The sequence below is a fragment of the Streptomyces sp. AcH 505 genome (assembly GCF_000818175.1).
Taxonomy (GTDB): domain Bacteria; phylum Actinomycetota; class Actinomycetes; order Streptomycetales; family Streptomycetaceae; genus Streptomyces.
Map to the genome: position 1 here is coordinate 2,788,476 of NZ_JTIY01000001.1, position 11,196 is coordinate 2,799,671.

Annotated in this window: 15 protein-coding genes and 1 pseudogene; 2 read left to right on the forward strand and 14 right to left on the reverse strand. The window is 67.8% G+C overall.

Annotated features, from left to right (window positions below; genetic code table 11):
* Nucleotides 1-57: 57 nt before the first annotated feature.
* The 12 genes and pseudogenes from HY68_RS12825 to HY68_RS42780 form a co-directional block, all read right to left on the reverse strand.
* Entirely contained in the window at nucleotides 58-246 is a 189-nt protein-coding gene (locus HY68_RS12825) for a hypothetical protein (protein WP_041988238.1), read from the reverse strand.
* A complete protein-coding gene (locus HY68_RS12830) occupies nucleotides 243-989 on the reverse strand; it encodes an exonuclease domain-containing protein (protein WP_078863579.1) in 747 nt (248 codons plus the stop codon). Before HY68_RS12830 ends, HY68_RS12825 begins: the two co-directional genes overlap by 4 nt.
* Before the next feature lie 17 nt (nucleotides 990-1,006).
* On the reverse strand, nucleotides 1,007-1,438 hold the full coding sequence (locus HY68_RS12835; protein WP_041988243.1) for a hypothetical protein: 432 nt from the start codon (nucleotides 1,436-1,438) through the stop codon (nucleotides 1,007-1,009).
* Complete coding sequence (locus tag HY68_RS12840) at nucleotides 1,435-1,683, reverse strand: hypothetical protein (protein WP_041988245.1); 249 nt, start codon at nucleotides 1,681-1,683, stop codon at nucleotides 1,435-1,437. The genes HY68_RS12835 and HY68_RS12840 overlap by 4 nt, the downstream gene beginning before the upstream one ends.
* Before the next feature lie 11 nt (nucleotides 1,684-1,694).
* Nucleotides 1,695-1,883 (reverse strand): hypothetical protein, encoded by a 189-nt coding sequence (locus tag HY68_RS12845; protein ID WP_041988249.1) that lies wholly within the window; start codon nucleotides 1,881-1,883, stop codon nucleotides 1,695-1,697.
* On the reverse strand, nucleotides 1,874-2,161 hold the full coding sequence (locus tag HY68_RS12850; protein WP_041988251.1) for a hypothetical protein: 288 nt from the start codon (nucleotides 2,159-2,161) through the stop codon (nucleotides 1,874-1,876). The genes HY68_RS12845 and HY68_RS12850 overlap by 10 nt, the downstream gene beginning before the upstream one ends.
* Before the next feature lie 139 nt (nucleotides 2,162-2,300).
* Nucleotides 2,301-4,535, reverse strand: a complete 2,235-nt coding sequence (locus tag HY68_RS12855) for a cell division protein FtsK (RefSeq protein ID WP_041988254.1) — start codon at nucleotides 4,533-4,535, stop codon at nucleotides 2,301-2,303.
* A gap of 624 nt (nucleotides 4,536-5,159) precedes the next feature.
* A pseudogene (locus HY68_RS12860) lies at nucleotides 5,160-5,546 on the reverse strand (RRQRL motif-containing zinc-binding protein).
* Nucleotides 5,546-6,514: a DUF2637 domain-containing protein gene (locus tag HY68_RS12865; protein WP_041988257.1), complete on the reverse strand. Its 969-nt coding sequence runs from the start codon at nucleotides 6,512-6,514 to the stop codon at nucleotides 5,546-5,548. Before HY68_RS12865 ends, HY68_RS12860 begins: the two are co-directional and overlap by 1 nt.
* Nucleotides 6,511-6,807 carry a hypothetical protein gene (locus HY68_RS12870; RefSeq protein WP_041988259.1) on the reverse strand — a complete coding sequence of 99 codons (297 nt, stop codon included), beginning with the start codon at nucleotides 6,805-6,807 and terminating at the stop codon, nucleotides 6,511-6,513. The genes HY68_RS12865 and HY68_RS12870 overlap by 4 nt, the downstream gene beginning before the upstream one ends.
* Nucleotides 6,808-6,891: 84 nt before the next feature.
* Complete coding sequence (locus HY68_RS12875) at nucleotides 6,892-7,665, reverse strand: DUF4097 family beta strand repeat-containing protein (RefSeq protein WP_041988262.1); 774 nt, start codon at nucleotides 7,663-7,665, stop codon at nucleotides 6,892-6,894.
* Nucleotides 7,666-7,994: 329 nt separating this feature from the next.
* Nucleotides 7,995-8,168 carry a hypothetical protein gene (locus tag HY68_RS42780; RefSeq protein WP_157874338.1) on the reverse strand — a complete coding sequence of 58 codons (174 nt, stop codon included), beginning with the start codon at nucleotides 8,166-8,168 and terminating at the stop codon, nucleotides 7,995-7,997.
* Nucleotides 8,169-8,914: 746 nt separating this feature from the next.
* Between HY68_RS42780 and HY68_RS12880 the strand changes: the two genes are divergently transcribed.
* Both HY68_RS12880 and HY68_RS12885 read left to right on the forward strand, forming a co-directional pair.
* Nucleotides 8,915-9,673, forward strand: coding sequence for a helix-turn-helix transcriptional regulator (locus HY68_RS12880; RefSeq protein WP_041988265.1), 759 nt, complete (start codon nucleotides 8,915-8,917; stop codon nucleotides 9,671-9,673).
* Nucleotide 9,674: 1 nt separating this feature from the next.
* A complete protein-coding gene (locus tag HY68_RS12885) occupies nucleotides 9,675-10,148 on the forward strand; it encodes an NUDIX domain-containing protein (protein ID WP_041988268.1) in 474 nt (157 codons plus the stop codon).
* Here the strand turns inward: HY68_RS12885 and HY68_RS12890 are convergent.
* Together HY68_RS12890 and HY68_RS40660 are read right to left on the reverse strand one after the other, a co-directional pair.
* Nucleotides 10,136-10,708 (reverse strand): HD domain-containing protein, encoded by a 573-nt coding sequence (locus HY68_RS12890; protein WP_041988271.1) that lies wholly within the window; start codon nucleotides 10,706-10,708, stop codon nucleotides 10,136-10,138. The two genes, HY68_RS12885 and HY68_RS12890, sit on opposite strands and share 13 nt — an antisense overlap.
* A gap of 17 nt (nucleotides 10,709-10,725) precedes the next feature.
* Nucleotides 10,726-11,172 (reverse strand): GntR family transcriptional regulator, encoded by a 447-nt coding sequence (locus tag HY68_RS40660; protein WP_078863580.1) that lies wholly within the window; start codon nucleotides 11,170-11,172, stop codon nucleotides 10,726-10,728.
* Nucleotides 11,173-11,196 lie beyond the last annotated feature (24 nt).

Consider the following 11,196-nt stretch of genomic DNA (forward strand, 5'->3'; position numbering starts at 1 on the left):
GATGAGGGCGGCCCGAACCTTGGCGAGACCGGGCCGCCCTCGGTTTGCTTGCTGGGGTCAGGCCGTGGGTCCGCTGCCCGCTTCACTGGGGTCGGGGTGATGGTCCGCGGTGAAGTACAGACGGACGCGCATCCCGTCCCGGGTGGGGTACTGGCGGGCCGGGCCGGTGAGGAAGGCGGCGGCCATGGCCGCGTTGATGCGATCGGCCTCGGACCGGTCGCAGATGATCCGGATCTCGAAGGTCACCGCGACCCCTGTCCGGCGTTGCCCGGGGCATGCAGGAAGGGCCAGTCGCCGTTGACCACGGCCGCCGGGTCGGTACGGCGCAGGTGCTCTTGCAGCCCGGCGGCCTGGTCCCTCGCCCACGCCTGCTGACTGGTGTGCAGGTCGTTCAACGGAAGAGCGGCGAGCTGGGGGTGGACGCGCGGAAGGCGCCAGGCCAGCCGGGCGACGGCAAGCGCGTCTTCAACGGCGTCGTTCGGGCCATCGTGCCGGACGCGGTAGTGCTCGCACAAGGCAGGCAGGGTGCGCCGCCCGCGCCGGTAGCGGTCCACCTGCTTGTCGAGCACGGCCGGGTCGATGACGGGTGCCACCTCGCCGGGGAAGGCCACGTCGTACCGGGCGGCCTCGCGGGCGAGAACGGTCAATGCGTACGGGGCACGGAAAACGACCAGAGGCCAGCCCGCATCCAACGCTCCCGTGAGTTCAGCGATGATCTCGGGGATCGCTTCGGCCGGCGACTGCCCCTGCGTCCGAGCCTGTTCGGTCGTGACGCGGTGGACGGTACTCGCCTCTGCCGGGATCTCGATCCCTGGGTTCACCAACCACGTACTCGTGGGCGGCTCGCTGCTCACACCGAGCGAGACGACGGCGGCGGTGACTATGCGGGCGGTTTCCGGATCAACGCCGGTGGTTTCCACGTCCAGCGCGATCATCGCTCCGTCCGGCCAGGCAACTTCGCCAGACGCTGCGGTAGCTGAATCGTTCATTGGCGTGTCCTCTCCGATCAGGTGTGGAAGTGGTTGCGCTTGATCACGGCCTTGCGGATGTTGACTGTCGTTCCACCCCGACCGCGCCCGGTGCCGAAGACCTGTACGGCGATCCAACCGCCGAAGATGACCGCGGCGAGGATGACGAGCTGAGTGATGAACGCGGTGAGGGCGGCGATGAACGAGGTGAGCAGCAGCAGCCCGCCGCACACCGCGAGAAACCCGACGCCCCCGAGGGCGACGTTCACCGCGGCCCGCGATACGGGCGGCTTGGCCGTGAGTGGCTCCGGCTGGACCGGGGCCACGGCGTAGCCGGTGACGACCCGCCCGTCGGGGAGAACGATGCTCGCCACTGCCGGGACCGTGCCGGGCTGGGCTGGAACGACCGCCGCCGGGACGACGGGGGGATACAGGGGTACAGGGTGGTGGACTTCCACGGGGTCGTTCACTGCGTGCCTCCGGTGAGGTAGGCGCGTCCGGTGGCGGTGACGCGGACGGGGTCGGTGCGGCCGTTGCCGACGTCCACCAGGCCGTGGGAGTCGAGGGGGTAGAAGGTGCGGTTGTTGACGAGGTACCGCGTGCCGTCCATGCGCCACCGCCCGCAGGGGGCGGAAAGGAACAGGACACCGTCGCCGGCATCGGCTTGGGCGATGACTTCGAGCAGTGCGCGGACGGAGCGCGAGAGCGTGGGCATGGTGTGCTCCTTCACAGGCTCGGCAGTGCGTCGACTACGGCGCGGGTGAGTTGGTTGATGGGTCCGGCGGCTCCGGTGGTGGCGAGGAAGAACCCGAACATCACGGCGATGAACGCGGATCCCCAGCCGAGGGTGTTGGAGCGCAGAAGGAAGAACAGGACCAGTCCGAAGAGCAGGACCAGCGAGACGGTCACAGCCATGAGCGGGACTCCGCTTCGGTGGTGGGTCGGTCGGTGCCTTCGTGGTGGATGCAGGTGGCCACGTTGTAGAGGTGGCGGCCTATCCGGATGCGTTTGCCGGTGGCGTGGCAGCGGCGGCAGTCCTTGCCGCGCTTGGCCCGGCCCTTGCGGTCGGTGGTCATCTTGAAACCCCAGCCACGGCACTTGCGGCAGTTACCGAACGGCGAGGCAGCACACAGACTCACGTAACACAGCGTGAGGATCAGAAGGAGGAAGCTAGCGGCGAGGATAGGGGTCATCGGGGCCTTCCGGGGCTGTTTCAGGGGTTTCTGCAGGTGGGCCGCTAGGATCTAGCGTGCTGATCAGCGGCCGAATGGGGCGCTAGCGGTGCCGCTAGACCTAGCGGGGTATGCCGCTAGGTCTAGCGGCGAATCTGATCTAGCCCGCGTCCCGGCGTCCGTCACGCTCCGCAACAGTCGTGGTGATGCGGGAGCGCTCGATGCCCTTGCGGTTGGCGCCCTTGCCGGCCGCCGTCTTGCCCCATACCTGCACCGTGCTCACACCGTGCGGCTTCAGAGCGGCGGACAGCCCCTCGGGGTCCCACCCGCCGTAGACGTCCGGCCGCAGCTCAGCGAGCCGGGCCACCACGATCTCGGACCACACCTTGGGCTCTTCGGCGGGGACCACGGCGAGGATGTCCCGCAGCAGGTCATACGCCGCGCTCTCCGCTGCCTCGAAGGCTTCCCCGAGCGCGTGCCCGGACAGCGTGCCGGCCGCCTCGCGTAGCTTGCGGGCGCGCATGCCAATGGCCTCGGCGGTCGGCGCGTCCACGTAGGCGGAGGAGACGATCCTCGCGTCGGCGCCTTCACCCACGAAGTAGTGGATGCCCTTGTCCTTCCACGAGAACATCGTGGCCCGGATGCCCCGCCGGTACGACGACGTGCCGAGGACCATGTCGTTCTCCAACTGGCCCATGACCTTGAGGCAGAACCGGGCGGACGCGTTCGCGCTGATACCGGTCGGCAGTGCCTTCGCGTCCGGCCGCTGCGTCGCCAACAGGAGCACGATCCCGGTGGCGGGGCCGCGTTTGACCAGGTCGGTGCAGATTTCCTCGAACTCGGCCCCGTGCTTGGGGTGTTCGAACCAGACCTGGCACTCATCCACCCCGATCACGATCGGGTGCAACCCGAGCTTGGGCTTGTTCGCCAGTTCCGAGGTGACCTTGGACTCCGGGCAGATGTCCCGGGGCAGGGAGCGGATCATCTTCGCCCTGCGCCGCAACTCCGCCCGCAGTTCCCGCAGGTCAGCGAGCGCGTATTCGATGTCGTCGTCATCGTCGCCGGCACGGTGGCGGTGCGAGACACGCTCGCCCACCGGGTCAAGGTCCCCGGTGCCTTTGAGGTCGTAGGTGTGCAGCTCAGCCCGCACATCCAACGCCGCGATCAGCAGCAGCAACCGCAGCAGGAACGTCTTGCCCATACGCGGGATCGCACCGATCACGGCGGCGATGTACATGAGGGTGATCTCCACCCACCGCCCCCGCTGGTCCGTGCCGAACGCCACGGGCTTGAACAGGTCGACTGCACCGCCTTTGAGCAGCGGCCATGCGGGCTTCTTCGCCGTCGACATGTCCTGATCACCGACCCACATCACCAACCGGCCTGTGTGTTCCTCCGGGACGGCTTCGGGCCACACGCAGCCCAGCGGGCGGCGCAGACCAGAGGCGAGCTTGTCCCGCTTGTCGATCACGTCCGTGACCGTCACGCCGTACGGGAGGTCGCCCTCGGCACGCCACCCGGGACCGTCCCGGGTGATCGGAGCGGAGAACTCGAACCCGGTACGCCCCTTGGCCTGCGCCTGACTGATCGCCGGAATACCCAACGATCCCAACGCCCGGAGCACGATGTCGCTGGTCAGCTTGGGCGACTTCGGCAGCTCCACTGCCCGGGTGACGACCGGGGTGTCAGACTGCGTGCCGGCCGCGCCCAACGCAAGGATGACGGCGCCGACCGAGAGGGCTTGCAGCCACCCTGGCGCGAGCACGTAGATGGACAGCGCGGCACCCAACCCGACGAACATCGCCAGCACCGTGACCAGGGTCCGCAGCCGGACCCGGCCGTCCCGCTGCCGGGAGAGTTTGAGGTACTCCGCGGCATCCTCGCGGCGTACGGCGGCGAGTCGGACCGGCTCACCCTCACGGTCGGCCGCCCACCGCATGCTTCCGCCGATGAACTTCGCCGCCCCGCGAGGGGACTGCACGGCGAGCCGTGCGGCGTAGTAGGGGGAGCGCAGGCCGTGATAGGCAGCCAGGTGCCCGTAGTGCCCGGCAGCCCACCGGGCGGCGGTCCGCAGCTCGGCAGTCGACCGGAGCCACGGCGGGAGGGTGTCCCGACGCTTCGCCCCCATGATCCGACCCAAGTAGCCGGGCCCGACCGGGGCCGGACCGTCGACCAACACCCGGGCCGACGGGTCGCCCGACTCACTGCCCGACTCCGAGTCGTACGAGTCGCCCGACCCGTCGCCCGACTCGCTACGGGCAACCCGGGCCTTGTCGAGGTCGACCACGTTCGTGTCCGGATCGGCGCCGGAGTCGGGCGACCGGTCGGTAGTCGGGTCGGGGGTGAGGTCGGCTTCGAGTCGGTTGAACAGTTCGTTCTCTTCCTCGTGATTCACTGAATGTCCTTCCCGGACACGGGTGGGAAGGGGTCCGGACGGCGCTTGCCGGCAGACGTCCGGACCCCGCTTGAACGGTGCATGCCCCGGGCCCGCTTCGAACGGGCGCCCTCGCGGCAGCAATGCCGGGGCTGAACTGTCGGGGTCAGGCGGGGGTGATGTCGCGGGCGACGTTGGCGAAGCGGCCGGCTCCGTCGCGAGCGGGAAAGGTCTACCTAAGTGGAACCACCGACCGTTCGGTCACCTACCGAGAACGGTGATGTCGTTCGGATGGAATCCATGCTGGTCACTGCACCATTGGAGGGAGCCGGTCCGGCACCCAGGCGCCGTCGCCCCGCAGGCGCGAAATATCTGATGGTTCGTCAATTTGGTGGAGTGGTGATCAGTCCAGTACTGTCCGCGATCAAGAACGAGTGATCTTGGATCGGAAGTGACTGGGTGATACGCATGAGGGTCTTTCTGGGTGGATTCGCACTGTCGGTGGTTCTGCTCGGCGTGGGCGCGGCCGTAGCGAACGCGGCCTGCATCCCATGCGACAAGACAGTGAGTACGTCGGCGCCGCGATAGCCCGGAAGGCATGTCAACTGCCGCTCATGTAGCGTCAGTTGACCACCGAAGGGACTCTCACGCGGCTTGCTGTGCCTCGGGGTAGGCGCAGGGGACGCACATGCCGAGCGAGGTCGGGATGACGTATCCGGCGTCGGTGCGGCACTTGGGGCAGGTGCGGCGGGCGAGCATCGCCGCCGCGTGAGCCGCCCACTTGCCCGGCGTCATCGGGCGGACCTTCTTGGCCCGGTCGACGCGGTACAGGTAGGCGACGGACACACCCGCCTTACGGCGGCGGGAGGATCGCATCACCTATGCGGCGACCGGCTGCCCGCCGGGGCGCAGGCCGCGTGCCCGGAGTTGGCGGCGGGTGGCGTAGCCGTCCGGGGCGAAGCGCCACGGGAAGGTTGGTATGCCGTGGACGCTGCCGGTTGGGTCGTAGCACAGGCCGAACGTCGGAGACATCAGGCAGCCTCCGCCCGGGGCTCGTCACTCTCGCCGTCCTGGTTCCTCTCGCTGAGCAACAGGTCCCGCAAGACACGGGAGTTGGCGGCCGAGCAGTGGAGTTCAGTCCGGATCGCTTCGGCGTTGATCGCCGCGTCTGCCCACTCGGTCGTGGCTTGCCGGGCCTGTGTGAGTAGTTCGGCCGGCGTACGCACCGACTTCGACGGCTTCGGCTTCGTGGTCCGCTTACGCGGCGGCTTCGGCGCCCCGCCCTGCGACGGCTCCGGCTCCGGCTGCGTGGGCGGCTTCGGGGTTACCGCGGCTTCGTCGCCTGCCGGGGACAGCTCCCCGAGCTTGAGCAACACTCGCTCCCGGCGCGGGGTCTGCGAACGCCAGCGGCGGCCGTGCTGCTCGCGCAGGTCGGCGCGAGCCAACTGCCGCTCGCGCTCGCGTCCGAGGGCTTCGGAGTAGGAGGTGATCTCCCACAGCGTCATCCGCCGCCACAGAGCGAACGTCGACACCGGGGCGAGCAACCAGCGGGAGCGGCGGATCTTCTCCATCCGCCGGCCGGTCACAGCGCCGATGCGGGAGGCGTAGACGTGCGCGGCCACCTCGGACAGCACCACCCACAGCAGCGGCATGGTGCCGTGCGCGAGCTTCGCGGACAGCGAGTGCCCGGCCGCGATGTTCAGCCAGCACGTCACCCCCGTCAGCGCCCATGGCACGAACCGCACCCAGCCCAACGGCATATCCGTCCGGATCAGCAGCAGAAACGCGGCGGTGAACACGGGGATCGCGGTGTCGATGCCGACGGGGAGCATCCACGGGAACGCGAATCCCCAGCGGGCACCCGCCGACGACACCGCCTCGAACGACGCTGCCAATCCCAGGCCACCGACGCCGGCCGCGAGGACCGCGACGGCGCCCAACAGCCACAGTTCCGGCTTGGACAGCGGAGGTACGCCGGGGGTGTCGGGTGTGGTCGTCATGCTGCCGCTCCCTTCCGGGAGCTCCGACGCCGGGTCGTAGCCCGGGGTGCGAGCGGGACGACGTTGAACAACTCCGGGGCGAACGCCTCGATCGCCTGCGCGGCGACCTGGCTCACCCGGTCCGGCAGGTCGGGGTGGTCGGCGAGGATGTCGCGGGCCGCGTCCATACGGGCGGCCCGCTCCATCTCGCTCTCACCCTCGACACCCAGCCACAGCTCCGGCGGGGTACCGAGCGCCAGTTCTACGAATTCGTGGGCCGAAGCGGCCACATGACCAGCGACAATGTTCTGCATGGGTCGTGCTCTCCTAGCGGGCAGACGGCCCTACAGCGGCCCGGTGTTACAGCACCGGGCCGCTGGCCGTGGGGTGGGAAAAGGTCAGTGGGTGCGGGTGCGGCCGGAGACGCTGCGGGCGCTCACGTTCAGGTGTCCGCCGCCGCTGATACGGATGTCGCCGGAGACGCTGCGGGCGCTCACCCTGCCGGACGCCTTGGTGGTGGCCTGGACCCTGACATCACCTGAGGTGGTGGTCAGGTCCGCCGACCGGCCGTTGTAGAGGGCGACGTCGATGTCGCCGGAGACGGAGCGGGCGGTGATCTGCTCGGTCACCCGTCCGGCGTTGATGTCGCCGGAGGTGGTTGAAGCGTCCAGGGCGCAGACGATGTCCGCGTCCAGGTCTCCCGAGACCGAGCGGAACTCGATCCGGTTCACGAACCCGAAGACTTCGGCATCGGCGGAGGTGGACACCACCGCGAGGGACGATCCGGCCGGCAGGTGAACGGTGGCGATGATCGGGCTCACACTCGGCATGTCCTGGCCGCCGCCGGAGATGATCCGGCCGTTGACGATGGTCATGCCGGTCACCGTCCCGTGCACACGGCCCATGCTCTGGAAGACCACGTTGCCCCGGGTGCCCTGCACCATCACGTTGTCGGGCATCTCGGGGACCTCGATGCCGAACGCTTGCCCGTCCTGCCGGCTGCGGGCCCGGCCGACGGCCTCGGCGGCGGGGCCGCTGGCGTCGTCGGTGGACAGCACCACGCGGGCCACGGGCAGGTCAGGGTCCACCTGCACACGGACACTGCCGACCGGCAGCGATAAGCCCAGCACGACCGGACCGGCCGAGCGGGAAACGAAAACGCGCTCCGTCATTACGGAACTCCTCAAAGGGTTGGGTGCACAACGAACGGGCGACCGGCGGTCGCCCAAACGGCAGGGGAAGCGCCCCGGGCCGGATTCGATCCGGCAGCCTCACGCCACATCCGGGGCGGGTCGTACCAGGTCAGACGGGTTCCGGTCTCGGAAAGTCCGTCACCACCGCCGGTTCTGCACGAACCGGCGGCGCTCCGCTGTGCCCGCCGGCGGCGGGTGCGGAGCGTCCTGCGGGCGCCGATCGGCAACCGCACGGGCGAGAGCCGTTGCCGCCTGAGCAGCCAACGGGCCGGGCTCCTGTACGTGCTCGCTCTTCTTGGCCATGCCCGTCACCTCTCGGGCTGGTCAGTGAGGCGAGCGGCATCCCCATAAGCGTTCTGGATCATGTCCTGTTGCCAGGCCAGATCACTGCCGGCCGGAGCCGGATCCTGCGAGGCGAGCGAAGCGGCCCAACTGTCGCCCTGCGACTGGAGATACGCCGCAACATCCTGCGGAGCAGCCATCAGCGACCACCCCGAATCCGCGCCGCATCCTCACTGCGCTTGTTCGTCTCAGCGACCTGACGCCGCAACTCCGCTTCCTGCTCTTCTGCCAAACTGCTGAACACAGGTCCTCCAACACAGGTGCCTGTACGCAGGCCCCGGGTTGCCGCCCGGGGTCTGCACTGGTGTTGACCACTCGACACGAGCAGCCACAGCCGCCCGACATCCGACGCCGAAGCGCGGATGCCGAGGACTGTGAATGCTGGTGAAAGGGCTTCACTGGCCGGCCGTTGCCACGCCGTGCCAGTCCCGGGCCCGTCAATCGGGCGCGTCATCTCTCTGCCTGACGCGTGAGCAGAGCGGCGCACACCGGGTGGCACCCAAGGGGTGTTCTCCAGAGCCGACGTGCCGTACATGCCGCCAACGAACATCACCCGGTCGTCACGGGAGCAGGTCTCTCACCTGCCACGACTCACTGTTCAATTCTCAAAGAACGACCGCTTCCTTCGGGCTCACTCCCGTTGCCGGGACCCTCCGGGCGATCCCTCCACAGTCCGAGGACTACGAAGCGATGCGGTACCTGTATTACAGGTCCTGCATCATGGTTCCGTCAAGCGGACCGGCGGAACTTCCTGCTTTCGCGCCGCACTTCTTGGCGCACCATCAGAATCACTCCAGGTCACGGGCCTTGGTTACCTCGCCCATGGACACCTTGGGTGAATCTGGCTACGTTCAAGACATCCCAAGACGTCCCACCGGGGGTGGAGATGCCCAACGAACGCTTACGCTCAGCGCTCTTGGCTCAGGGCCTGACCGTGCAGCAACTCGCGGAGTCGATCGAGGTAAACCCCAAGACGGTCGAACGCTGGATCACTCAGGGGAAGGTGCCGTATCGGCGCCATCAGTACGCAACGGCGTCCATGCTCAACGTCGACGTCACAACACTGTGGGAGGACTCCCGCGCGGTCGATACCTCCGCAGACCTGAGCCGGGCGGAGATCCTCACGGTCTACCCACACCGCCACATGGTGCCCGCTGGGCTGTGGCGCGAGATGTACGAACGCGCCACGCACCACGTCGACCTACTCGTCTACGCCGGGCTTTGGCTGTCCGAGGACCCGCAGTTCCTTGCACTCCTCCGGATGAAGTCGGAAGCCGGGGCGCAGGTCCGCATCATGCTGGGTGATCCTGATTGCCCCGCCGTCCGGCAGCGCGGCATAGACGAAGGGCACCGCATCATGGACGGGAAGATTCGCAACGCCCTGGTGAACTACCGCCCGCTCTTCTCGTCACACCCAGAGATCAACTTCCGTCTCCACGACGCAACGCTCTACAACTCGCTCTTCCGCGCCGACGACGAAATGCTGGTCAACACGCATGTCTACGGCATAGGTGCCTACTTGGCGCCGGTATTACACCTCCGGCGGCTCCCGGGCGGCGGCCTCTTCGACACGTACGCGAACAGCATCGATCAGACCTGGACAGGCGGTCGCCAGGTGACGGAACACGACATCACAGGAGCTTGACATGGGACGCATCGACTACCTTCACGATCCCGACGCCCCGCCGGCCAACTCGGTCGTACCGTCCGTTGTGGCCTTCGTGCAGAACGACGCAGGGCAGGTGTTGATGATCCAACGCTCAGACAACGGCAGGTGGGCACTGCCCGGCGGCGGTCACGATGTCGGGGAGTCCATCAGTGACACAGTTGTGCGTGAGACGTTGGAAGAGACCGGAATCAAGGCCGAGGTCGACGGGATGTCGGGCATCTATACCGACCCTGGTCACGTGATGCTCTACGACGACGGCGAAGCCCGGCAGCAGTTCAGCATCTGCTTTCGCGCACGTCCGGTCGGCGGCGAGCTGCGCACGAGTGACGAGACAACCCAGGTCCGCTGGGTGGACCCGGCGGACCTGGCGACGTACGACGTCCACCCCACCATGCGGCTCCGGATCGAGCATGCGATGGACCGGGGGCGGACGTCTCCCTACATCGGCTGAAGCTTGACGGCTGCGAGACGTTCGAGGACGCGTACCGTGCTGGCCAGGATTTCAGGCTCCGCACGGCGGATGAACTTCCCGATCAGGCTCTCCGGCCCGTACCTCCCGGCGATCTCGTTCACTCGGTCCACGGGGTTCGTCGGCGTACCGTCCGGCGTCGTGTTCATGTCGCAGTAGCAGAGCGCGTCAGCAAGATGCGCAGGCTCACGCGGGAATTCGTCTTCCAACTCCTCGCGCATGCCACGCGCTTCCGCCTCCATCCACGCACAGGAGTGGTGAGCTACCAGCCGTACGAGCCGATCGTCAGCGTCAGCCACATCGCGCAGGTACCGGGCGCCGTCCAGCGGGTGAAAGCCAGTCTTGACCAGGTCGGGCGAGTAACCCACGTCATGCACGACGGCAGCGGCCTCCATGAGGTCCGCGTCAGCTCCGAGAATCGGAGCGAGCGACCGGGCGCGCTCGGCCACTCCCTGACAATGTGCCCAACGCCGCGGCAGAGGTTCAGCCAGTAGGGATTCCGCAACAGGGTAGGCCCACGCGGCCAGTCCAGTAGTGCTCAAGGTGGGGAACGCTCCTCTCAGTTTGGCAGGGCTCGTACAGTTCGTACCTTGCCCTGCCCACCCGCTGACAGCAGTCCGGCAGCTTCCAACTTGTCAAGCGCCTTGCTGACTGTCGGGCGCGATACACCGAACCGAGCACTCAGCGCGGAGGCACTCGGAAACGCTGCCCCGACGTCCAAGCCTTCATGTCCGATCAGCCCTGCGATCCGTTCGGTCAGCGGCCGGCGATCTTCCTCGGTGCGGTTCCGGATCACTCGCCAGCGACCACCGGGCACGGATTCAGCTACGCCCTCGTCACGCAGCACGTAGAACGCCCTCAGCGCCACGCCACGGGAGACGCCGTACTCGCGCGTGATGTCTGCCAACGACGGCAGTTCCTTCTTGCTCGAATCACTCTCGATCTGGGCCTTCACTGCCTCAGCGATCTGCAAGAAGGTCCCCCGGGGACTTGCCTCTTTCGACACACGTTCTCCTTCTCCCGGCCCCTA

Excerpts from the sequence above, each read along its gene's own strand:
- HY68_RS12850 (WP_041988251.1), bottom strand. The coding sequence starts at position 2,161 with ATGACCCCTATCCTCGCCGCTAGCTTCCTCCTTCTGATCCTCACGCTG.
- HY68_RS12830 (WP_078863579.1), bottom strand. The coding sequence starts at position 989 with ATGAACGATTCAGCTACCGCAGCGTCTGGCGAAGTTGCCTGGCCGGAC.
- HY68_RS12880 (WP_041988265.1), top strand. The coding sequence starts at position 8,915 with ATGCCCAACGAACGCTTACGCTCAGCGCTCTTGGCTCAGGGCCTGACC.
- HY68_RS12885 (WP_041988268.1), top strand. The coding sequence starts at position 9,675 with ATGGGACGCATCGACTACCTTCACGATCCCGACGCCCCGCCGGCCAAC.
- HY68_RS12875 (WP_041988262.1), bottom strand. The coding sequence starts at position 7,665 with ATGACGGAGCGCGTTTTCGTTTCCCGCTCGGCCGGTCCGGTCGTGCTG.
- HY68_RS12865 (WP_041988257.1), bottom strand. The coding sequence starts at position 6,514 with ATGACGACCACACCCGACACCCCCGGCGTACCTCCGCTGTCCAAGCCG.
- HY68_RS12840 (WP_041988245.1), bottom strand. The coding sequence starts at position 1,683 with ATGCCCACGCTCTCGCGCTCCGTCCGCGCACTGCTCGAAGTCATCGCC.
- HY68_RS42780 (WP_157874338.1), bottom strand. The coding sequence starts at position 8,168 with ATGGCTGCTCCGCAGGATGTTGCGGCGTATCTCCAGTCGCAGGGCGAC.
- HY68_RS12870 (WP_041988259.1), bottom strand. The coding sequence starts at position 6,807 with ATGCAGAACATTGTCGCTGGTCATGTGGCCGCTTCGGCCCACGAATTC.
- HY68_RS12845 (WP_041988249.1), bottom strand. The coding sequence starts at position 1,883 with ATGGCTGTGACCGTCTCGCTGGTCCTGCTCTTCGGACTGGTCCTGTTC.